Origin of the sequence: Vibrio rarus, from assembly GCF_024347075.1 — a bacterium.
Classification (GTDB): Bacteria; Pseudomonadota; Gammaproteobacteria; order Enterobacterales; family Vibrionaceae; genus Vibrio; species Vibrio rarus.
Window position 1 is genome coordinate 1,126,443 of the sequence record NZ_AP024900.1, and the last position, 23,121, is coordinate 1,149,563.

At 43.7% G+C, this 23,121-nt stretch carries 24 protein-coding genes; 17 read left to right on the plus strand and 7 right to left on the minus strand.

The features are described from left to right. The first annotated feature begins 558 nt into the window (after positions 1-558). Positions 559-768: a hypothetical protein gene (locus OCU56_RS05340; RefSeq protein WP_261874496.1), complete on the plus strand. Its 210-nt coding sequence runs from the start codon at positions 559-561 to the stop codon at positions 766-768. 256 nt (positions 769-1,024) lie between these two features. Here OCU56_RS05340 and OCU56_RS05345 read toward each other — a convergent pair whose 3' ends face one another. After that, entirely contained in the window at positions 1,025-1,477 is a 453-nt protein-coding gene (locus OCU56_RS05345; RefSeq protein ID WP_261874497.1) for an exoribonuclease R, read from the minus strand. Between the two features lie 140 nt (positions 1,478-1,617). On the opposite strand from OCU56_RS05345, the gene OCU56_RS05350 reads away from it, so the two are divergent. Together OCU56_RS05350 and OCU56_RS05355 are read left to right on the plus strand one after the other, a co-directional pair. After that, the gene (locus OCU56_RS05350; RefSeq protein WP_261874498.1) at positions 1,618-1,974 is read left to right on the plus strand and encodes a MerR family transcriptional regulator; all 357 of its coding nucleotides are present in this window, start codon (positions 1,618-1,620) and stop codon (positions 1,972-1,974) included. A 58-nt stretch (positions 1,975-2,032) separates the two neighbouring features. After that, positions 2,033-2,410 carry a carboxymuconolactone decarboxylase family protein gene (locus OCU56_RS05355; RefSeq protein ID WP_261874499.1) on the plus strand — a complete coding sequence of 126 codons (378 nt, stop codon included), beginning with the start codon at positions 2,033-2,035 and terminating at the stop codon, positions 2,408-2,410. 369 nt (positions 2,411-2,779) lie between these two features. On the opposite strand, the gene trpA is transcribed toward OCU56_RS05355, so the two are convergent. From trpA to OCU56_RS05385, 6 genes are read right to left on the minus strand one after another with little or no spacing between them, the layout of a single operon-like run. After that, on the minus strand, positions 2,780-3,586 hold the full coding sequence (gene trpA, locus OCU56_RS05360; RefSeq protein ID WP_261874500.1) for a tryptophan synthase subunit alpha: 807 nt from the start codon (positions 3,584-3,586) through the stop codon (positions 2,780-2,782). Continuing rightward, positions 3,586-4,776: a tryptophan synthase subunit beta gene (gene trpB / locus OCU56_RS05365; RefSeq protein WP_261874501.1), complete on the minus strand. Its 1,191-nt coding sequence runs from the start codon at positions 4,774-4,776 to the stop codon at positions 3,586-3,588. Before trpB ends, trpA begins: the two co-directional genes overlap by 1 nt. A 53-nt stretch (positions 4,777-4,829) precedes the next feature. Then, complete coding sequence (gene trpCF / locus OCU56_RS05370; protein ID WP_261874502.1) at positions 4,830-6,221, minus strand: bifunctional indole-3-glycerol-phosphate synthase TrpC/phosphoribosylanthranilate isomerase TrpF; 1,392 nt, start codon at positions 6,219-6,221, stop codon at positions 4,830-4,832. Between the two features lie 2 nt (positions 6,222-6,223). Beyond that, entirely contained in the window at positions 6,224-7,222 is a 999-nt protein-coding gene (trpD, locus tag OCU56_RS05375; RefSeq protein ID WP_261874503.1) for an anthranilate phosphoribosyltransferase, read from the minus strand. Between the two features lie 12 nt (positions 7,223-7,234). After that, on the minus strand, positions 7,235-7,837 hold the full coding sequence (locus OCU56_RS05380; protein ID WP_261874504.1) for an aminodeoxychorismate/anthranilate synthase component II: 603 nt from the start codon (positions 7,835-7,837) through the stop codon (positions 7,235-7,237). Next, positions 7,830-9,440, minus strand: a complete 1,611-nt coding sequence (locus tag OCU56_RS05385; RefSeq protein WP_261874505.1) for an anthranilate synthase component 1 — start codon at positions 9,438-9,440, stop codon at positions 7,830-7,832. The genes OCU56_RS05380 and OCU56_RS05385 overlap by 8 nt, the downstream gene beginning before the upstream one ends. Before the next feature lie 352 nt (positions 9,441-9,792). On the opposite strand from OCU56_RS05385, the gene rnm reads away from it, so the two are divergent. From rnm to OCU56_RS05455, 14 genes are all read left to right on the plus strand, one after another. Then, on the plus strand, positions 9,793-10,653 hold the full coding sequence (gene rnm / locus OCU56_RS05390) for an RNase RNM (RefSeq protein WP_261874506.1): 861 nt from the start codon (positions 9,793-9,795) through the stop codon (positions 10,651-10,653). A gap of 24 nt (positions 10,654-10,677) precedes the next feature. After that, positions 10,678-11,298 carry an L-threonylcarbamoyladenylate synthase gene (locus OCU56_RS05395; protein ID WP_261874778.1) on the plus strand — a complete coding sequence of 207 codons (621 nt, stop codon included), beginning with the start codon at positions 10,678-10,680 and terminating at the stop codon, positions 11,296-11,298. Between the two features lie 156 nt (positions 11,299-11,454). Then, positions 11,455-12,345 carry a 23S rRNA pseudouridine(2605) synthase RluB gene (rluB, locus tag OCU56_RS05400; protein ID WP_261874507.1) on the plus strand — a complete coding sequence of 297 codons (891 nt, stop codon included), beginning with the start codon at positions 11,455-11,457 and terminating at the stop codon, positions 12,343-12,345. Between the two features lie 267 nt (positions 12,346-12,612). Next, positions 12,613-12,957 (plus strand): thioredoxin family protein, encoded by a 345-nt coding sequence (locus tag OCU56_RS05405; protein WP_261874508.1) that lies wholly within the window; start codon positions 12,613-12,615, stop codon positions 12,955-12,957. An 11-nt stretch (positions 12,958-12,968) separates the two neighbouring features. Then, the gene (locus OCU56_RS05410) at positions 12,969-14,132 is read left to right on the plus strand and encodes a glycerate kinase (protein ID WP_261874509.1); all 1,164 of its coding nucleotides are present in this window, start codon (positions 12,969-12,971) and stop codon (positions 14,130-14,132) included. Between the two features lie 443 nt (positions 14,133-14,575). Then, positions 14,576-15,226 (plus strand): CoA transferase subunit A, encoded by a 651-nt coding sequence (locus OCU56_RS05415; protein ID WP_261874510.1) that lies wholly within the window; start codon positions 14,576-14,578, stop codon positions 15,224-15,226. Positions 15,227-15,231: 5 nt separating this feature from the next. Then, entirely contained in the window at positions 15,232-15,894 is a 663-nt protein-coding gene (locus OCU56_RS05420) for a 3-oxoacid CoA-transferase subunit B (protein WP_261874511.1), read from the plus strand. A 2-nt stretch (positions 15,895-15,896) separates the two neighbouring features. Further along, a complete protein-coding gene (locus OCU56_RS05425; protein WP_261874512.1) occupies positions 15,897-16,250 on the plus strand; it encodes a cupin domain-containing protein in 354 nt (117 codons plus the stop codon). Positions 16,251-16,306: 56 nt separating this feature from the next. Beyond that, the gene (locus tag OCU56_RS05430) at positions 16,307-17,122 is read left to right on the plus strand and encodes an SDR family NAD(P)-dependent oxidoreductase (protein WP_261874513.1); all 816 of its coding nucleotides are present in this window, start codon (positions 16,307-16,309) and stop codon (positions 17,120-17,122) included. A 9-nt stretch (positions 17,123-17,131) separates the two neighbouring features. Next, on the plus strand, positions 17,132-18,091 hold the full coding sequence (locus OCU56_RS05435; RefSeq protein ID WP_261874514.1) for a 3-hydroxyacyl-CoA dehydrogenase family protein: 960 nt from the start codon (positions 17,132-17,134) through the stop codon (positions 18,089-18,091). 95 nt (positions 18,092-18,186) lie between these two features. Continuing rightward, on the plus strand, positions 18,187-19,149 hold the full coding sequence (locus OCU56_RS05440) for a cyclase family protein (RefSeq protein WP_261874515.1): 963 nt from the start codon (positions 18,187-18,189) through the stop codon (positions 19,147-19,149). A gap of 195 nt (positions 19,150-19,344) precedes the next feature. After that, the gene (locus OCU56_RS05445) at positions 19,345-20,529 is read left to right on the plus strand and encodes an acetyl-CoA C-acetyltransferase (RefSeq protein WP_261874516.1); all 1,185 of its coding nucleotides are present in this window, start codon (positions 19,345-19,347) and stop codon (positions 20,527-20,529) included. Between the two features lie 127 nt (positions 20,530-20,656). Next, a complete protein-coding gene (locus OCU56_RS05450; RefSeq protein WP_261874517.1) occupies positions 20,657-21,577 on the plus strand; it encodes a BKACE family enzyme in 921 nt (306 codons plus the stop codon). A 389-nt stretch (positions 21,578-21,966) separates the two neighbouring features. Then, on the plus strand, positions 21,967-22,932 hold the full coding sequence (locus OCU56_RS05455; protein ID WP_261874518.1) for a LysR family transcriptional regulator: 966 nt from the start codon (positions 21,967-21,969) through the stop codon (positions 22,930-22,932). The last annotated feature ends 189 nt before the right edge of the window (positions 22,933-23,121 follow it).

Consider the following 23,121-nt stretch of genomic DNA (forward strand, 5'->3'; position numbering starts at 1 on the left):
TGACCTATGTCACGCAAATATTATGCGAGATAAAAATAGATGTCTACAAATACCACGATGTTTACCCTTATGAAGGGAAAAGCATGGATGCAATCGGTTACGTAGCTCGATTCTATGAAATCAGATGACTATGTGTTGCGTGTGTATTTGTAAGTGCTTTGTTACAAATTCAACAAAGGCTAACATGAGGTGACAAAGTGAAAAAATGGGAGTGAGCTTCTTCGATAAATATTCAAATAAAGAACCGCAGGAGTCAGTGATAAATTGTGCGTGACCGATGGCATTGGTGACGACTAACTGGCAGGTTCTGACTGCATATGTGAATAAATATTTAACATGGCTGGCAATAATAATTAACTTGGGTGTCCAGATTAATTTCTGAGGTGAACATCCAATATTCGGGGCTGATTAAGTTGAGCAAGTGTATTGAGGATAGTGTGCTCATTGCCTGTTACATTCAGATAATGGCATCATCAGTTTAGTTGTGCCATCTAGCAGTGGTTATCACTGCCTCCTTAGCGTAACATCAACCGTATGGGCTAAACGGATAATAGATAAATGCATTATATGAATTTGCAACTCGATAGTGACGCGCAAGCGATGGTAGGTGAGTTGCTTGATGAGTTAGAAAATGATGAAGGTTGCTTTAGAATGACCACGCGCTTAGCCGCTGTGATTGATAGCAAGCTCAATGAAAGTGACTATATTGGTAGCGTTACTTGGTTTAGTGAAGAAGACTATATAGAGCATGAAATTCAATACACTTAAGTGATACCAATCGTACTCAATAACTGATCATTCTAGCTTGTTAAAATACTCGATAACTGCGTTAGAATTTTTGATTGTAGAATAACTACTTATCAAAAAATTCTGCCTTGTTTTCGAGAATTTTTCCTGCGCTATTTCTGATCACTTACTTAGTGTGATTGGTATGACAGGTTTAATTTTATGCTTGGTATTGTGTTAATGAGTGCGAGGGACGGGGTATACTCGCACTTTGTATTTAAATGTGTGTATTAGGGACTTAGCCGTTTTGTTCAGCATTAATACGAGCGTAGGTGTGCAGTAATTCGGTAAGGGTAGTCACCCAACCTAATGCGTCTTGAGGGGTATTGCGTAATATTTTTTCAACTTGTTCGCAGTGTATTTCAAGAGAAATCGCTTCTTCTAAGTTAAATGAGATAGCGTAGAAATGCCATAGAACCAAACGGGTCATTCTCACACTGTTTTGCTTGGCGTGTTCTGAATCATCAAAGGCTTGTTGTATTTCACTTAGAGCAATGCCTGTCATACGTAATTTGGCATCAAGTTGCGCAGACACCATACGTTGTTCGCTGTCCACCTCTTCGTGTTCAAAAGTGAACAATTCACTCATTACATCTTCCGGTACCATTTTGCTGATCATTCTTGCGCCGAACTCTTCCAGTTCATGGCGGGGCATAGTTACAAGACAATCAAAGGTGTAATCACGAAGCATAAGGTCACTCAAGTTAGCTATAGACGTTAGCGTCGCATTTTAATCCCTATGCTAGAATTTGCCAGTGTTTTTCCTACGCGATTGATGCTCATTTACTGCTGTAATTGCTATAAGAATAGAATTTACTATTAGAGGTCAACATGAATATAAAAGAATTTTCGGTCTTGGTTGAGTTGTCATCTCATACTCTTCGATATTATGAAAAAATAGGCTTGCTGAAAAATGTGCAGCGAAATAGCAGTGGTCACCGAGTGTATAGTTCTCAAGATCTAAGGTGGGTAGGTTTTATAAAACGCCTTAAGGAAACGGCAATGCCTCTTGATGAGATTCTACAATACGCAAAATTAAGAGACAGAGGTGAAGATTCAGTTGTTGAGCGTCAAGCATTGTTAGAGCGACATAGAGAAAACTTAAAACAACACATTGCTCAACAAACCCTGCATCTCAGTGCATTAGAAGACAAAATCACATTATATAAAAGTGGAAAAGTGAGTTGACTTAGAGCTAACTCTAACTTGTAAGCTACTCCTGTATTAATTAAACAGGAATAGACAAATGAATGATTCACGTTTTGAGATGGGCCTACAGTTACTGTCAACAATTGACGGTGAAGCAGGGCAGCATGTTATTGATAGCCTACAAGATATTTGCCCCGATTTAGCCAAATATACCATTGAATTTCCGTTTGGAGATATCTATGCCCGCTCAGGGTTGGACTTGAAGTCTCGAGAAATTGCTACCGTTGCCGCACTCACGGCTTTAGGTAATTGTACCCCTCAACTTAAGGTACATTTAAATGCTGCGCTCAATGTAGGTTGCAGTGAGGAAGAGCTGAAGGAAATCATATTGCAAATGACGGTATATGCAGGCTTTCCTGCCGCTTTAAATGCTATGTTTGCATTTAAAGAAATACTTGAGCAAAGAGATAACTAAATAATGAGTAACAAGTAAGAGTACTCTATTAGGGCGAGCGCATGAGTGAACGCTTTTTGACCAATCATGTGCGTCATCTCCACAAGACGCCGTGAAATCATCCTTGATTGCTTCATTGTGACACCCATGCCACAAAGACTTGTTACGATTGAATGCAATTATTAATGGGAGGATTACCGTCCAAATAATCTTCGTGATCTAACGGGTTATCAAGTGTTTTATCTGCGCTATTTCTGATCACTTAATTACTGTGATGGGTATTAAAAAGTAGGCAAGTATTCGGCTTAATTAAAATAAAAAAACACACTTAAAGGCAATCACCTTTTAGTGTGTTTTTTCTATTAAGTAAAGAATCTCAAAAGGAGATGTCTACTTATTAGTTGCCGCTTTCATGTTAGTGACAAAGCTTGAAAGTTGCTCAAGCATTTTGTCATCATCACCAAGATTGCTCTCGATAATTTTCACTACAGCAGAACCTGAAATAGCCCCCGCAGCCCCTGCATTAATTGCTGAAGCCACTTGTTCTGGTTGAGAAATACCAAAACCAAGTAATGCTGGTGGCGCGTCAAATTTAGCGAGGCGCTCAAGCATGTGATCAACAGGCATGTTTGCTTTTGTTTCCGCGCCAGTGACACCTGCGCGAGACAGTAGGTAGGTGTAACCACCACCTAATTCAGACACTTCTTTTAGTGTTTCATCTGTTGCCGTTGGCGGCGCGATGAAAATAGCGTGAACACCCGCTTTTTTCGCTGCAGTGTTAAACTCTTTACTTTCGCCTGTAGGGACGTCAGCAATCAACACTGAGTCCACCCCAGCGTTAGCACAAGCTTGATAAAAGTTATCAATGCCATTGGCAAACACAAGGTTTGCGTACACTAATAAACCGATTGGCAGATCAGGGTATTGCGCACGGATTTTAGCAATTAATTCAAAGCAAATGCTCGGCGTGGTTTTGCTATCTAAGGCGCGAATGTTGGCACCTTGAATCGTTGGACCATCGGCAAGAGGGTCAGAGAATGGGATACCTAGCTCAAGTGCATCGGCACCAGCATCCGCTAAGGTTTGCATAATGCGAAGAGATTGTTGTGGGTTAGGATCGCCTATGGTCACAAATGGAACAAATGCACCTTGGCTTTTCGCTTCTAAACGTTCAAATAACGCAGCGTAACGGTCCATTATATCTCTCCTCTTTCTTTCAAAATGTCGTACACAGTAAAAATATCTTTATCGCCACGACCTGAAAGGTTAACCACTAATAGTTGTTCTTTTTCTGGTTCATCGTGTGCCAGTTTTAAGGCATAAGCGAGGGCGTGAGCCGACTCAAGGGCAGGGATAATGCCTTCTTTCCTAGCCAGTATTTGGAAAGCTTCTAGGGCTTCATCATCGGTAGCAGCGCCGTATTCAGCACGGCCAATGGCATTGAGGTGCGCATGTTGCGGGCCTACTGATGGGAAATCCAGACCAGCAGAAATAGAATAGGACTCTTCAATTTGACCATCAGAGTCTTGCATTAGCGGTGATTTCATACCAAAGAAAATGCCCAGTTTACCGTGTTTCAGCGGTGCGCCGTGCATTGTGGTATCTAAGCCTTTACCTGCAGGTTCAACACCAATAAGGCGAACATCAGATTCTTCAATGAAGTCAGCAAACATGCCGATAGCATTAGAGCCGCCGCCCACACATGCGATAACGGCATCAGGCAGTCTGCCTTCGCGAGCTAAAATTTGATGTTTGGTTTCCTCACCAATCATACGCTGGAATTCACGCACTATAGTTGGGAATGGGTGAGGGCCGGCAGCTGTACCTAGTAGGTAGTGAGCTGTTTCATAGCTAGCAGACCAGTCACGCAGTGCTTCATTACACGCATCTTTTAGTGTTGCAGAGCCAGAGTGAACAGGGATAACCGTCGCGCCCATTAAGCGCATACGGAACACGTTCGGGCTTTGACGTTCAACGTCTTTTGCGCCCATGTAGATACGACACTTAAGACCGAGCAGAGCACAAGCTAATGCTGAAGCAACGCCGTGTTGACCCGCGCCTGTTTCGGCAATGATTTCAGTTTTACCCATGCGTTTAGCCAGCAGTGCTTGGCCTAATACTTGGTTTGTCTTGTGAGCACCGCCATGCAGCAAGTCTTCACGTTTAAGGTACAGTTTGGTTTTAGTACCTTTGGTTAAATTTTGTGTAAGAGTAAGCGCAGTAGGGCGACCTGCGTACTCTTGTAATAGGTGCATGAACTCAGCACGAAAGTCAGCGTCATCTTGCGCATCAATGAAAGCTTGTTCCAGTTGATCAAGTGCAGGTACGAGGATTTGCGGAACGTATTGTCCGCCAAACTCTCCAAAGTAGGCATCAAGTTTTGCCATGATTTTTTCCTTAAAATTTTTGTCACGCCGGCTCTATAAAGCAGGCGATGGAATCAATAGTGTCTGATCGCAGCAAAAGCTTGCTCGAGCTTTTCACGAGATTTCTTGCCTGGCGCCGTTTCCACGCCAGAATTGAGGTCAAGCCCCAAGCAACCCAATTGTGATGCTTGGGCAATGTTGTCGGCATTGAGTCCACCGGCAAGCATGACATTCAGATCGTTTATTTTAGACCAATCAAATGCTTGTCCAGTACCACCACTTTGCGCGCCCACTTTCGAATCTAAAAGATGACGGTCAACATTGCTGATAAAGGATGGCATGTCATCCATTACCCCATAGGCTTTCCAAATTTCTGTACTGCTATCGAGTTGCTGGCGAAGATCATTAACGAACGCCTCATCTTCATCGCCATGCAGTTGTACTGCGGTAAGCGCTAATGATTGTGCCGTTTTACTAATAAACTCACAGCTTTGATTTTGGAAGACGCCCACATAACGCAGTGGGGCACCACTCATGGTTAAACGAGCAGTTTCTTCATCTACTTTTCGCTTTGACTGCTCAGCAAAGATCAGTCCGCCATAAATAGCGCCTGCATTATATGCCTTTGTAGCATCATCAGCATGGGTAAGACCGCAAACCTTGTTTTCACCAAGCAATACCTTACGTACAGCAAGTTCAAGATTCTCTTCAGACATCAATGAGCTACCGATTAAAAAACCGTTAGCGTAGTTGGCTAAATCGCGCACTTGCTGGTGGTTATATATACCCGACTCTGAAATTACCGTAGTGCCTTGTGGCAGTTTCGGTGCTAAAGCTTTAGTACGGTCTAAATTGATGGTGAGATCGCGTAAATTGCGATTATTAATACCAACAACTTGCGCTTTAAGATCAATGGCACGTTGTAATTCATCTTCGTTACTGACTTCGGTGAGTATGCCCATATTTAATGAGTGAGCAATGGTCGCCAGCGTTTGATATTGTTCGTCGTTAAGCACCGACAGCATCAATAAAATCGCATCCGCTTGATAGTGGCGCGCTAGATACACCTGATAAGGGGTGATCATAAAGTCTTTGCATAAAATAGGCTGCTTGGTTTGTTTCTTGATACGCGGAAGAAAATCAAAACTGCCTTGGAAGTATTTCTCATCGGTTAATACCGAGATCGCACTGGCATGGTTATTATATACAGAGGCGATGTAATCAAGATCAAAGTCATCACGGATGAGACCTTTCGACGGTGAGGCTTTTTTACATTCAAGAATAAAAGCCGTTTCTTCACCTGATAGGGCGTTGTAAAAGCTGCGATCAGAATCGGTTAGCGAGGCTTTAAAGCTCTCCAGAGGTTGAACTTTTTCTCTCTCTGCAACCCAAATGGCTTTGTCAGCAACGATTTTAGCCAGTACTTGCGCCATGTCTTTGTTATGTTGTGAAATGTGCTCTGACATAATTAACCTCTTGCTGCCAGTTGTTCGACAAGTTGGAACGCCTTACCACTGCGCATGGCTTCGATAGCTTGCTTAGCGTTAGCTTTTAGATCTTCGTGACCAAATAGCTTCATGAGTAATGCCACATTGGCCGCCACAGCAGACTCTTGTGCTGGAGTTCCTTTACCGGATAACAGGTTTGTCACTAGAGTGCGGTTCTCTTCAGGTGTGCCACCTTTTAACGCTTCGAGCGGATAGGTTTGCAAACCAAAATCTTCAGCGGTCAATGTGTAATATTCAATATTGCCTTCTTTGATTTCTGCCACTGTGGTTGTACCGTGAATGGCCACTTCATCAAGGCCACTGCCATGTACTACAGCAGCACGCTTCATGTCCATTTGCTGCATAGTTTGTGCAATGGGTGCCACTAAGCTTTCGTCATACACGCCCATCAGTTCAATGTTGGGTCTTGCTGGGTTAATCAAAGGGCCAAGAATATTGAAAATAGTGCGCGTTTTTAACGCTTGACGCACAGGCATGGCGTGACGCACACCTTGGTGGTATTGAGGAGCAAACAAAAATGCCACGCCAAGATCGTCCACCGCTTGGCGAGTATCTTGCGCGCTCATGGCCAAATTAATGCCAAAGGAATCTAATAAATCTGAAGAGCCTGATTTGCTAGAAACACCGCGGTTACCATGTTTAGCGACTTTCAGTCCAACAGCGGCGGCAACAAAAGCGGCCGTGGTTGAAATGTTAAAGGTGTTTGAACCATCTCCACCAGTGCCCACAATGTCAGCAAAATCATAGTCAGGGCGAGGGAAGGGTTTAGCATTTGCCAGTAGCGCTTTTGCCGCACCAGCAATTTCTGCTGGGGTTTCCCCTTTTATTTTTAAAGCAGTAAGAACAGAGCTCAATACAATAGGTTCCACTTCACCTTTGATTATCTGATCAAACAGTGTTTGGCTCTGCTGTTGGCTTAGCGCTTGCTGACGATAAAGTTGTTCTAGAATGTCTTGCATTATTCTTCCTTGTTACTGCTGTTGGCTAAGGTCATCAGACGCAAGAGCCCACTCAATAGAGTTAGCTAAAAGTGTCGCACCATAGGTGGTCATTATCGATTCTGGGTGGAATTGAAATCCACAGATTTTGTCTTGTTCGTGCACTACAGACATCACTAGTCCATCCACCTGGGCTGTAATCGTTAAATCATCGGTGACATTGGTGGCTACTAATGAATGATAACGAGCAATGGCAAAAGGAGAGGGCAAACCCATATAAGTGGCGTGGTTATTATGTTCCATCATCGACACTTTGCCATGAATGATTTCCCCAGCACCTGCCACAGTGCCACCATAAGCTTCCACAATAGCTTGATGACCAAGACAAATACCGATCATAGGTACTTTGCCTTTAAATTGTTGAATGATTTTAGGCATATTGCCCGCTTCACTGGGTGCCCCAGGGCCCGGAGAAAGTACGATAACCGGGTTATCTAACGTCTGTAAGGTATCTTCCAACACAGTAAGATCCGTGTGGTTACGATACACAGTCACTTGATGACCAAGGGTACGAAATTGATCAACTAGGTTATAAGTAAACGAATCGAAATTATCAATAAATAGAATATTAGCCATGCTTCACCTCTGTGTGAGCCGCTTGAATTGCGCTGATGACAGCTTGTGCTTTAGTGCGAGTTTCATCCGCTTCCGATTGTGGATCTGAATCAAACACGACACCTGCCCCCGCTTGTACTTTGGCAATGCCGTTTTCTACATAAGCAGAGCGAATCACAATACAGGTATCTAAGTCGCCTCGGCCTGTCATATAGCCGACCGCACCACCATAAGTGCCACGACGTTGCTGTTCCACATCACGGATAAGTTGCATAGCGCGTATTTTTGGCGCGCCGGTTAAGGTGCCCATGTTCATGGAAGCTTGATAGGCGTGCAGCGAGTCAAGATCTTGGCGAAGTTGACCTACCACGCGAGACACTAAATGCATCACATGGCTGTAACGATCTACTTTGAGCAAGTCGGCCACATGACGAGTACCCGCTTGAGAAATACGCGCTACGTCGTTACGCGCCAAATCCACCAGCATCATGTGTTCGGCATTTTCTTTGCGATCTGAACGTAGCTCTAATTCGATTCGGCTATCGAGGTCAAAGTTAATGCTACCGTCTGAATTTTTACCGCGATGGCGAGTACCCGCAATAGGGTAAATTTCGATTTGGTTACTCTCTTTTTCATATTTCAGCGCACTTTCTGGAGAGGCGCCAAACAGAGTAAACAACTCATCTTGCATGTAGAACATGTAAGGGCTTGGGTTGCTTTTTTTCAGGTGCTTATACGCCACTAGTGGCGATGGGCACTCAAGAGAGAAATATCGAGAAGGGACAACTTGGAAAATATCCCCTTTAATCACAAACTGTTTGAGATCTTGTACCGTGCGGCAAAATTCTTCATCACTGACACTAACAGTCACATCACACTGCGGCAATTTTACTGATTCAGGTGTTGGTTGAATGACCTGCATTTCAGTTTCAATAGAACGAAGCTTTTTCTCTAACGAGGCGCGAGTGCTGTCATTGGCATCAAATAGGGTACCAATGAGGTGCGCTTGCTGCTGTTGGTGGTCAATAACAATGAGGCTTTCCGCCACATAGAACACATAATCAGGACACTGGCTGTTTTGCGCCGCGTCACCTAATGGTTCAAAATTTGCCACCAAGTCATAAGCAAATAAGCCACCTATGTATAAGGCTAGTGGATCATGCTCATCGCAATTGAAGCTCTGTTTTACAATGCGCAACATATCAAATGAGGATGGCTGACGAAGGCGACTGTCTTCATCTAAATTATCATTAGGGGCTTCAAAGTGAACAGTAAGTTTGCTTGGCGTGGTGCTGACAATGAAATGCGGGTTGAGATTAGACACCACACGCGCCAGCAAAGCTTGGCCGTTGTCAGAGTTAGCGGTGAGTACCACTTGGTGGCCACGACATTCAATGCGCATAGCAGCATCAACGAGTAACAAACTTTTTAAGTCTTCTTTTGATTCCACTTCGGCAGATTCAAGAAGAAGAGTGTCATCTTTATTGTCACATAAATGATGAAAGAGTTCCGTTGGATCTTGTGTATAGAGGACGTCACGTTGCACAACATCTAGTTGCCCTTGCGTGGTCAGATTTATGGTCTTATTCACAAGACCTCCTTGTAAGCTTCTGGTTCTTTGCATCACATACTCTCATATTCTGTTGTTCCACCCAAAAATGATTATGCAAAAGTCGTTTGAAATTTAAGCAATCAATTTAATGCTAAACGTATTCATTATGTAAAGTGGCATAAAAAAAGCCCGCATATTAATGCGAGCTTTTGAGTTTTTATTAGGCACACTCAAGATTTAGCTCGCTTTACTATCGAACCACCAACGCCACTGCCCTGAAAACGCACGCACACAAACTGCGCTGAATGTGCGACAGTTTAGGCTAGGCTGAGGTATCATGTGTGTATTCATAGCGAATTGCTAAACCTTTAAATAATTTATGCGTACTAGTTAACTAGTACAGCAATGGAAAGTCAAGCCTTTTATGATATTTGATCTGCATTCTCACACCACAGCGTCTGATGGTCGCTTCAGTCCACAAGCGCTTATAGATAGGGCCATTGAACATCGTGTGGCGGTTCTTGCTATCACGGATCATGATACTGTGGATGGTATTCAACCGGCATTGGAGTATATTCAAACCACCAAGGCCGATATTCAGTTAATTACCGGTATCGAAATCTCTACGGTATGGTCAAATAAAGATATCCATATAGTAGGGCTCAACATTGATGTGCATAACCCTTCTCTGCAACAGTTGATTGCCGCTCAGCAAGCACGGCGAATTGAGCGCTCGGAGCTCATCGCTTACCGTTTGTCCAAGCATCTAAAAGTGGACCCCTTGCCAGAGGTGAAAGCGTTGGCTGATGGTGCGCCAGTTACCAGAGCGCATTTTGCTAAGTGGTTGGTCGATAAGGGGTATGCAAAAAATATGCAGCAAGTATTTAAGCGTTTCTTAACCCGAGACAAACCCGGATATGTGCCACCTATTTGGTGCTCAATGACAGAAGCCGTTACGGCGATCCATCTTGCTGGGGGCACTGCCGTTCTTGCCCATCCAGGACGATATGACTTAACCGCCAAATGGCAAAAGCGATTATTGAGTGCCTTCGTCGAAGCAAAAGGGGACGCCATGGAGGTTTCGCAACCGCAACAAAGTCAACAAGAGCGAAGAAACTTGGCTGATTATGCTATACAATACAATCTATTAGCATCTCAAGGTTCCGACTTCCATTACCCTTCACCGTGGATGGAGCTGGGTCGAAATTTATGGCTACCTGCTGGCGTCACTGCGGTTTGGAGTCGTTGGCCACAATTTGCTGATTCGAAAGCATCAGAGAGTTAAGATGCGTACTCATGAGGAGATATGATGAGTCAATATTTTTATGTACATCCCGATAACCCACAAGCTCGACTTATCACACAAGCGGCCAGCATCATTCATAATGGTGGCGTGGTTATCTATCCCACCGATTCTGGATATGCCTTAGGTTGCCAGTTAGAAAATAAATCGGCGATGGAACGAGTATGTCGCATTCGTAAAATCTGCGATAAGCATAACTTTACCTTATTATGTCGCGATCTATCGGAACTTTCCCTGTATGCGCGAGTGGATAACAGTGCCTTTCGTTTATTGAAAAATAATACGCCGGGTGCCTATACCTTTATTTTTAAAGGCACTAAAGAAGTCCCTCGTCGTTTAATGAATGCCAAAAGAAAAACCATTGGTATTCGTGTCCCGGATAATAAAATTGCCCTTGATCTGCTTGAAGCGTTAGGGGAGCCAATGATGTCCACGACATTGATTCTTCCTGGAAGCGATGTGACAGAGTCTGATCCTGAAGAGATCCGAGATAAATTGGAGCATGCCGTAGATTTGATTATTAACGGTGGTTATTTAGGGGAGCAACCCACTACAGTGATCGATTTTAGTGAGGGCGAACCTGTAATATCTCGTCGCGGTGCCGGCGATCCTGCCCCATTTGAATAAAATGGGTGATTGAAGTGTGACATCGATGAACCATGAGTTTGAACATAATATAAATAGTGAGTGATTTCCGAGTGATAGTTTGAGATACTACGCGCCCGAAAATTCGGCGAACCACTACTTCATCGACGTCTGAGAAGACGACACAAAGGTAAATAAATGAGCGAAAAATTACAGAAAATCTTAGCACGTGCAGGTCATGGATCTCGCCGCGAACTTGAAAGTTTAATTAAATCAGGTCGCGTAAGCGTTAACGGTCAGGTAGCAACGCTAGGAGAACGCTTAGAAGATGATCTCGCCGTTGTGCGTATTGATGGTCATCAAGTTTCCATTAAAGCATCAGAAGAAGTAGTGTGTCGTGTTCTTGCTTATTACAAGCCTGAAGGCGAGTTGTGTACCCGTCATGATCCAGAAGGACGTCGCACAGTTTTCGATCGTTTACCAAAAATTAGTGGTGCACGTTGGATCTCTGTAGGTCGTTTGGATGCGAACACATCAGGTTTATTACTGTTTACAACCGATGGTGAGCTAGCCAATAGACTGATGCACCCGAGTCGCCAAGTAGAGCGTGAGTATTTAGTGCGCGTGTTTGGTGAAGTTAACGAGCAGAAAGTTCGTAACTTAACCCGTGGTGTCCAACTTGAAGATGGCATGGCCCGTTTTGAAGACATCGTTTACGCTGGCGGTGAAGGCATGAATCATACTTTCTACGTGGTGATTAACGAAGGCCGTAACCGTGAAGTGCGTCGCTTATGGGAGTCTCAAGATACGACCGTGAGCCGTTTGAAACGTGTCCGTTACGGCGATATTTTCCTTGAGAAAAAATTACCCCGTGGCGGTTGGATGGAAATGGATCTTAAACAAGTGAACTACTTACGTGAACTTGTTGAATTAGCGCCAGAAAAATCAACAGTGATAGATGTACGCAATACATCTCGTAACCGCGAACGTTCTCGTTCACAAAAAATTCGTCGTGCTGTTCGTCGTCACGAAGAACGCATCACCACCACAGGTCCAAGCAAGCGTAAGCCTAAAAAATTACGTAAATAAGCCTGTGTTACACATAGAATTTATTGAAAAGCGACTCGAAAGAGTCGCTTTTTTTATGGCGTTTTTATACTGTAGTGGTATCAATCACACTAAGTAAGTGATCAGACATAGCACTGGAAAAACGCTCGAAAACAAGGGAGAATTTTTCGATAAGTCGTTATTCTACAATCAAAAATTCTAACGCAGTTATCGAGTATTTTAACAAGCTAGAATGACCCGTTATTTAGTACGATTGGTAGGAATACCCACTGTAGTTAGGAATCCGTTATGAATGAATATCCATTGGCATACAACAGCGAATACTCAGAACTCTCACCAACGATAGAAGACATTGCAGGGATTGCATCTTTTGCCATTGTTGAGTTTGGCGCGCCTTGGTGCCCCCATTGCCAGGCCGGTGAACTTGTTTTAAAGGAAGGTTTAAAAGGGTATACCACTCTTCCGCATATTAAGTTATTTGATGGCAAGGGGAAAAAGCCAGGTCGGCACTATAAGGTGAAGTTATGGCCAACGATAGTGCTATTAAAAGATGGGGTTGAAGTGGCTAGGGTGGTGCGTCCGACCACTCTCTCTGATCTCGCCCCGTTATTAAATAAATTAAACGAGCAATAGGTGCGTAGCATATGAAAATTGTCATTGCGCCGGATTCTTTTAAAGGATCACTTAATGCTGGTGCGGTTGCCCATTGTATTGAACAAGGGTTTCGGCAAGTTTATCCGCAGGCCGAGTACGTGACACTGCCATTAGCCGATGGCGGTGAGGGCACCGTAGATGTGTTACTCAGTGCGTTAAATGGCTTTAAAAATGAGATAGAGACAACCGACGCATTAGGACATTCTTGTCAGGCCTATTGGGGGCAATTTAGCCAGCATAAAAAAGGAGTGACAAGAGAGTGTGCCTTAATCGAACTGGCGCAAGCCTCAGGGTTGGCTCGACTCAGCGCCGCACAAAGGGCGCCGTTGTTAACCTCCTCTTTTGGCACGGGCTTATTAATAAAAGCGGCGTTAGATGCCGGTGTTGAGAAGATAGTTCTGGGTTTAGGTGGCAGTGCGACCAATGATGCTGGCGCTGGGATACTGCAGGCTCTAGGAGGTAAACTATTCAATGTAGAGGGGGACGAAATATCGGCAGGTGGCGCGCAGTTAATGACCCTAAGCCATATGGACTTAACCCAGCTTCATCCTAGATGTAAAGAGGTGGAGTTTATCGTCGCCTGTGATGTCAGTAATCCTTTATGTGGCCCACAAGGGGCTGCTGCCATATTTGGTCCTCAAAAAGGGGCAACAGCGCAACAGATCCACATACTTGATGCCGCTCTGGGTCACTTTGCGGATATTGCCGCTCAACATAGTGGTATGAATCATAGACACTCCACAAGCTATGGCGCTGCAGGGGGGGCACCGTTAGGGTTAAGTTTGGCCTTTGATATGCAGTTAAAAGTGGGCATTGATATGGTATTAGATACACTTAATGCCGACCAAATATTAAAAGATGCCCATTTACTCATCACAGGTGAGGGGCAAATGGATAATCAAACCTTGCAAGGCAAAGCACCTTTTGGCATCGCTAAGCGTGCGCAGCAATTGGCAGTGCCATGTATCGCTATCGCGGGCAGTTTAGGAGAAGATGTGGATCTGTTATATAGCGTCATGCACAGTGTGTTTGGCAGCGTGCGTTCCCCTCAAGAGTTAGAGCAAGTACTGAGTGAGGCGGAACGTAATTTGGTCAATACGGCACGTAACGTCGCCGCGACACTGCGCCTTGGCCAGTGTCTATTGAAAGAGTAACGCCCCTTATTTTGCCAGCTCATGGCCATATGCCCGATTTAAGTCTATGAGTGTGGGGGTTCTTTGGCGTCAAATCAGTGTGATTATCGTCACTATTGTCGAGTGTAAATGCTGCAAAATTCGTTGAATGGCATTTTTCATCATCAAAAACCATCATTTAGTCCATTACAGTCATTGCAAATGCATTGATCTACTTCACAGCTTCTACGGCCGAATTTCAAATATCTCTCACCTGTGCAATGTGCCATCCTATATCTGCAAAATTAGTGCTGTAAACTGTGATTTGATCCTCGAATCTGTCGAGTTTTTGACCTTGGTCAGTTTTTCTTTCCCTTGGTTGTAACGGTCCTTCCCATTCATGCGGTTCTCGCGAAATAACGACAAGCGTAATATCTCTAGCAACGAAAGACACAGCGTCCATAGAGACGAAAGCGAGAGGTATCATGCTAATAAAAACAGTTTTATTCCCAGAAGATGCTGCAGCCAAAGTAAAAGATGGTATGACGGTAATGGTTGGTGGTTTTATGACAGTAGGGTCACCAGAGAAAATTATTGATGCCATTGTTGCAAGCCCAGTCACTGATTTAACGATAATCTGTAACGATGCAGGCCTGCCAGGTCGTGGCGTCGGTAAGCTTATTGAGGCAGGTAAAGTCAGCAAACTGATAGCGTCTCACATTGGTTTAAATCGCAGTGCAGGCGACAAAATGAATGCAGGGGAGATGGATGTTGAATTGGTACCTCAAGGCACTTTAGTTGAGCAAATTCGCGCTGCAGGTTCCGGTCTTGGTGGCGTACTGACACAAACAGGTGTCGGCACACTGGTTCAAGAAGGTAAGCGCATTATTGAAATTAACGACCAAGAATTCTTACTGGAATTACCTCGTCACGCAGATGTGTCATTACTTAAAGCCTCTACGTGTGATGTTTACGGCAATACGCTCTACAACAAAACCACGCAAAATTTTAATCCCGTAATGGCAACCGCCGCAGATTTGGTATTGGTCGAACCAGACGAAATAGTCGAAGCGGGAGTCTACCTCGAAGAGTCCTTCACCACCCCATCCGTATTAATTGACTACATAGTGGAGTAATCGACATGGATAAAAAGCAAATGAGAAACCTTGTCGCGCAACGTGTGGCTCAAGAATTACATACAGGTGATTTGGTCAACCTTGGTATCGGTATGCCCACTCTAGTTGCAGGGTTTGTTGACCCGGATAAACATGTCATTTTCCAGTCAGAAAATGGAATGGTAGGCATTGCAGGTTCGCCAAATGAAGGTGAAGAAGATTGGCAGTTAACGGATGCGGGAGGCTCTCCAAAAACAGCCATTGAAGGAGCGTCGTACTTTGACTCTAGCCTCTCTTTTACACTGATTCGTGGTGGCCATGTGGACGCAACTGTACTTGGCGCCATGGAAGTAGATAGACATGGAAACCTAGCTAACTACATGATCCCTAATAAATTAGTAGCTGGAATGGGTGGCGCAATGGATCTAGTTAGTGGTGCGAAGCGCGTCATTATCATGATGGATCATTGCAATAAACATGGTGAAAGCAAGTTATTAAATGAATGTACCTTACCTCTGACTGCAAAGGGACAGGTGAACCTCATCATTACTGATTTGGCAGTGATAGAAGTGGTGAAAGAGGGCTTGCTACTTAAAGAAGTTGCCCCTCACAGCAGTATTGAAGAAGTCATTAGTAAAACAGCAACAGAATTAATTATTTCAGAAAACGTTGTAACGTTCGGAGCATAACAATGAAGCAAATTAGTCTGACTGATGTCAATCCATACAACCCACCGGCACACCACGGCATGGTCGCGTTAAAGCTGCAAGGTGCAGAAAGTGGTATCACTAAATTTTGGCAGGGATTGTCACATTTCCTACCTAATGGTGGCGCCGAAATGCAGTACGAAGCGGGCACATTTGGCGCTCAATTTGAAAAAACCTACTTTGTAGTAAGCGGTGAAATCACCGTTATTGATGCCAACGATCAAGAGTTCACTTTAGGTGAAGGGGACTCCATTGCCATTTTGCCTAATGAAGGTCGCAAGGTGCTTAACAAGACCAACGTTACCTCAACAGTACTAGTGACGGTTTCAACCTCGTAACGGTTGATGGCAAACGAAATATCAAATTTAACTAAAAGATATAAAGGAAAGCGCACATGGCGATGACCAAAACCTGGAGCAATGAATTTGCTCAAAATATTTTCGATTTAAAAGGCAAAGTAGCCGTCATTACCGGTGGTAATGGCACCCTTGGCGCAGCGTACGCACAAGCCTTTGCACTGCACGGTGCAAAAGTAGTGGTAACGGCTCGTAATATGCAAACCCTTGAAGAAACCGTGGCTTCTGTACGTGAAGTGGGTGGTGAATGTGTGGCAATCACTTCCGATGTTACCGACCCGCAACGTGTTCAAGAGTTGGTAGATGAAGTGGATTTCCGCTTTGGACGTATTGATATTTTAGTTAACAACGCAGGCATGGCTTTCCGTGCTCCAGCAGAAGAAATGCCAACGGACAAGTTCAATCAAGTCATGAACGTGAACGTAACTGGCACGCTCGTTCCTTGCCAAATTTTTGGTCAGTACTTCATGAAGCAAGGACACGGCAAAATTGTCAACACTTCTTCAGTACGTGGATTCTGTGGTCACCCTGATGGTTACAGTGCATACGCAGCATCAAAAGCGGCCGTGGATAGCCTAACCAAGCAGTTGTCTACTGAGTGGTCATTAAAAGGGGCGAAAAATAATTTCACCATTAACGTGAATGCGATTGCACCGACATTGGTTAAATCGCCATTGACCCAAGAAATCTGTGAAGACCCTGCGCGTATTGCGCCTTTCTTAGCGCGTCTTCCTATGGGGCGCGTGGCAGAAACAAGTGACATGATTGGTTTGGTTCTTTTCTTGTCAGCACCCGCTTCAAATTTCATTAATGGCCAAATCATCTATGTGGATGGCGGCTGCACTGCAGGGTAGGAAATGACTATGAATCATCAAGATATTAAGAATATTACCATTGTTGGTGGCTCAGGAATGATGGGCGTGGGTATTGCGCAAATCTTTGCTGCGGGTGGCCGTAATGTGACGATTAAAACGCGCAACGTGGCCAAATGTACCGCTGTTGAAGATATGAGCGGTCAATTAGACATGTTCATTAAAGAAGGCCTGTTACAAGAGAGCCAAAAACCACAAATTTTAGACAGAATCAACATCACAGCTGACGCTATAGAGGCCTATGAAAATGCCGATCTCATTTTTGAGTCTGTGCCTGAAGTGATGGAAGTAAAACACGCCACTTTCATAGAAATGGAGAAATACGCACGTCCAGATTGTATTTTTGCCTCGGGCACATCAGTCAAGTCTATTACTGAAATTGCCCAAGTTGTGGAGAAAAAAGAGCGTGTAGTGGGTATGCACTTTTGGAATCCAGCGGTCCTTATCCCTCTTGTGGAAGTGATTCGTACAGAAGATACGGACGAGTCGATATTCCAAGCTTGTTTCGACATGCTAGAAGACTGTGGTAAGGCCCCGGCTAAGTGTATGAAAGATGTTCCTGGCTTCTTAGCCAACCGTCTACAACATGCATTATGGCGTGAAGCGTTCTACATGCTTGACGAAGGCATTGCGGACCCGAAAACCATTGATGACTGCATTAAAAACTCATTTGGTTTCCGAGTACCACAACTGGCACCGTTTGAAAATGCTGACATGGTGTCCACTGAGTTGAGTTTGAACATTCATAAATACATGTTTGAACATCTTTACTCAGGTACAGAGCCAAGCAAAAAGCTGACTGAGTTAGTGGAGTCTGGGAAAAGTGGCTTTGCAACAGGGCAGGGCTTCCAGGCTTGGACTCCTGAGCAAGCCGCGCAGTCGAAGACCAACTTATTTAAGTACCTTATCGACCAAACTAAATACCGCCGCGAGAAAGAGCTAGAAGCTTAATCCTTGGCATACACAACACCAACGGCTTGCCAAAATCATATTTGGTTGATTTGTAAGAGCAAGCCGACTCTGACGACAATTTGAAGGTAACTATCATGACATCTATTTTTGAAGGCAAAGTACTTATCGATCTATCTCACCCAATCGGCTCTCAGTCTCCACAGTGGCCGTATTTCCCTCAACCTGAGATCACTCGTGCTCATGGTCTAGCTAAATCTGGCGTATTGACTCAATTCTTTAAGATGCCAATGCACTGTGGTACTCATGCGGATTCTCCTCGTCACGTAATTGAAACTGAATTTGACGGCCGCCGTGCTCGTTACACTCATGAAATGGAACTGGAATCTTACTGTGGTAAAGCGGTTTGTCTTGATCTGTCTCATCTTCCTCAGTGGTCGTTAATTAAGGCCGAAGACATGGATGCAGCGGTAGAAGCTGTTGAAGGTCTTGAGTTTGCAGATCTAAAAGACATGATCGTCATTATTTACACTGGTATGTGCAAATTGTGGGATGACAGCAAGCAATATTACCACTACGCCACTGGTGTCGGCGCTTCTGTTGGTCACTGGTGTATGAAGCATGACATCAAAGCACTCGGTGTTGATCAACAAGCACTAGACCACCCTCTGCATACTTCAATTGGTGAAAAATCAGCGGGAAGACTGTCTATGAACCTTGAAGGTTACTCAGGTTACCCACTGAAAAAAGAGTACATCGAAAAATTTGGTGAGGCTGAATATGCACACTTTGACCGTGATATGTACAAGGAGATCCACGGTGAAGCGGCATACCGCGACCTTTACGGCATGGTTGAAGAGAAAGGTTTGTCCAACGGTACTTGGGAACCTTGCCATAAGCTGCTGTTAGGTAACGGTAAAGTGGGTTGGGAAAACGTTGGCGGTCAAGTTGAGAAAGTTAAAGGACGCCGTTTTGATATCGTTGGTGCGCCATTAAACCTTTACTGTGGTGATGGCTCAATGACGCGCTTAATGGCTGTGATTGATGCTGACCAAGTGGTTGAGTGTGAAGATCGTATCTACCCATACGGTGATCACTAATCCTCTGATTTAAATAAAAAATAGGCTGGCGGATCCCACCGCTAGCCTACACAAAGTAAATAGGATTCATAGATATTTATATCCATAAATAGAATCAATATCTATGACGCTTTAAAAAACGTCGGCAGTTAAAAAAATAATAATACGTACTGTGAATACAGCAGCAATAAACAAAATTGAAGCAAAGGTAATCATATGAAAGATGTAGTAATTGTAAGTGCAAAACGCACAGCCATTGGCTCTTACTTGGGAGCGTTCACAAACGTTTCTCCTATCGATCTTGGTGTGACGGCAGTAAAAGCGGCTCTGCAGTCGGCGAAGGTAAAACCACAACAAGTGGATAACGTTATTTTTGGTAACGTGTTATCGGCAGGACTGGGACAAAACCCTGCTCGTCAAGTGGCCAAAAATGCGGGTATCCCTGATGAAGCCACAGCCAATGTTGTGTCAATGGTCTGTGGTTCGGGCCTGAAAGCTGTCATGGATGCCGTGCTGCAAATTCAAACAGGTGAAGCAGAAGTCGTAGTGGCGGGGGGTACTGAGTCAATGTCTAACACAGTGCATATCCTTGATTCACACCGCACGGGGACCAAAATGGGTCACTCTCAGCTTACCGATATCATGCTTAATGATGGCCTAGTGGATGCGTTTGGTGATTTCCATATGGGCATTACTGCCGAAAACTTAGCCAGCAAGTACCATATTTCTCGTGAAGAGCAAGATGCTTATGCCGTTCAATCGCAAAATCGTGCAGAGGCGGCCATCACCGCTGGCCGATTTAAAGATGAAATTGCGCCGCACACGATCACTTCTCGCCGTGGCGACACTGTGGTTGATACCGATGAGTTTCCACGTTTTGGCGCCACTATTGAAACGATCAGCAAGCCTCGTCCAGCCTTTAAAAAAGGTGGCACAGTAACGGCGGCGAATGCGTCTGGTCTTAATGATGGCGCGGCAGCCGTCGTGCTAATGAGCAAAGAAAAAGCCACCCAATTGGGTTTAACGCCAATGGTGACCATTCGCTCTCAAGGAGCCGCAGGGGTTGATCCTGAAGTGATGGGCTATGCACCTGTACCTGCTTCTGAAAAAGCATTGCGTAAAGCCGGCATCGAAGTCAGAGACCTTAACCTGGTTGAAGCCAATGAGGCTTTTGCTTCTCAAGCGTTATCTGTTGTAAAAGGCTTGGATCTTGACCCTGCCATTACCAACGTCAATGGCGGCGCAATTGCTATCGGTCATCCTATCGGTGCAAGTGGCGCGCGTATTCTAGTTACGCTAGTGCATGAACTCACCAAACGTAATGAGCGTTTTGGTCTGGCAACACTGTGTATTGGTGGTGGTCAAGGTGTGGCATTAGTAGTGGAAAACGAAAACGCCTAATCGGTTTTTGACCACATACGACGCGAATAAATAACCAAATATTCAAATGCCCTGTCCATAGTGGCAGGGCTATTAAAGCAAATTACGGGAAGTATCCCTACCTAAACAATAATAAAGAGGTTTCATTATGTCTCTAGCAAATAAACGTATCCTAACTGTCGCTTGTACTGGTGCTTTTCCTAAAAAAGAGCAATCTGAATATGTACCGCTAACACCACGTGAGCAAGCAGATGAAATCATCGCCTGTCATGCCGCTGGTGCATCAATTGCCCACATCCATGTTCGTGATGATGAAACAAACTCTTCAATGGATATCGCTAAGTTCCGTGAAGTTGTTGGTCTGGTCCGTGAAGCAAAATGTGACATCGTTTTGAACCTAACCACTTCAGGTGATCTTACCGCAACAGATGAAGTTCGTATGCTGCCATTCCAAGAGTTGCGCCCTGAAATCGCCACTTGTGATGCGGGTACTATGAACTGGATGCATTCGGTTATCTTTGAAAATAGCCCACGCTTCCTAAGTAAACTATTGGTGGAAATGCCAAAACATAACGTGACTCCAGAAATAGAAATTTTTGATATCGGTATGATCCACAACGTAAAATTCTACCGTGACCAAATTAACAAAGCTAACGCTAAGCGCGAAGAAGGCACTGAAGAAATTGCTAACCCATTCACCGCTCCTCACTTCCAGTTTGTACTAGGTGCAGCTGGTGGGTCACCTGCAGAAGTGCATATTTTACTGCAAATGCTAGATGAAGTTCGTCGCTTCTGGGGTACGAGCTTTACATGGGGCGCACTTGGTATTGGTCGTAATCACCTACCAATGATTAATGCGGTTATTGCCCTTGGCGGTCATCTACGTGTTGGTATGGAAGACAATGTACTCTTCCGTCGTGGTCAATTAGCTAAATCAAACGTTGAGTTTGTTGAGCGCACTAAAGAGATGCTAAGACTGAATGACTTAGAAATAGCAACGCCAGATGAAACTCGTCAAATTTTAAATCTGAATAAAGCGAACTTCCCTTCTTGGAAAGAGTATAAATAATAGGTGTAAATGAATTTAAATAAAATAAAAATATAGTTCCATCATATTTGAGGCTCATTATTGAGCCTCTTTTTTTGTTATTAATATCAACGTAGATAGTCTTAATTTAGTTAACTAATGCTTACATTAAAAAGCTAAATTTTTAATATACAAATTAGGTATATGAATCGAGTTAATGACAGCATGCGTCACACTTTTTTAGGTAGTAAAACATAGGTAGCAGTTAGTGAAATGAGTGGTTAAGCCAATGATTAAAGTCAACTTGTTAAGTTCGTCTTATATTACATGTTCAATATGAAAGTATCATCACAGAATTCTGTAATATTGTTGTAATGTGAATGTTTTAAGTCTAAATTCGAAGGCATAAATTTTCGATATGTAAGCATAAAATGACTGAAGCAACCAATATCTTACCGGCCTCTTACGAACCAGTTGAACCACAATTGGTTGCGCAAATGATGTTTTTTACTGTGTTAGTCGAAGCGTGCTCGATGACTAAAGCATCTGAAGTCATGAACATTTCAACCTCCACAGGTTCTCGATGGCTCTCCGATCTAGAGTCTGAACTCAATGTATCCTTATATCGACGTAATGATAAAGTGAACCGTATAACGGAAGCCGGTGAGCATTTATACAATACATTTAAGCACATTAGTTCTGATATGCAGATATTGAAAAATGAATTGACGCAGTTCACACAAGAGAAGCGCGGTACCGTTCGAATCTGTAGTAGTCCGGTGTACGCTGAAAATGTAATTTTACCATTAATCTCTGAATTTGTTAGAGAAAATCCAATGGTAAATATTCAAATGACTATCTCTCCAAGGGGTTTAGAGCAGCATAAAGATAATGACTTTATTATTTCAGCCATTGCTGGTTCGGCCATTGCTAAAGAAGAAGCACTAAACCTGGTGCGTCGAAACTTGTTGTCGGAGCGATTTGTCGTAGTGGCTTCACCTGAGTTTATCCGCTACAACAGTGAACCTTTGGTCCCAGAAGATTTGACGGAGCTGCGTTGTTTATACTCCAAGTCACTCAGTGGTAAGAATCACTGGGTGTTCAAAAAAGGCAATGAAGCTCAAATAATCACGGTCAATAAAACTATTGAACTGTCCGATGCCAAAATGATCACCACTGGAGTGTTAAATGGGGCAGGGGTCGCATATTTACCTGAGTTCCTAGTGAAGAAATACATTCGTAGTGGTCAATTAATTGAGTTATTAACTGAATATGAGACGGACGATTGGTTCTTAAATTTGTACTATCCACCGCAACGTTTTATGACGAGTACGGTAAGTGCATTTAAAGAACATTTATTGTCAAATCATAGAGAAAAACTGAAAGTATTTGAGTAATTTGTGTAACTAAATTACGTTCTTCATCTGTGGGAAAGCTGTTCCTTTTTATGCAATTTAATAATAAATTTGTAGTGAGCGACTTCAATTTTTTAATTTAATATCCAACGTATTATTTACTCAAATAACAATAAATCTAAACTATTGATAATGATTTTTTAGACTATATATCCCTACAAATTATTAGAG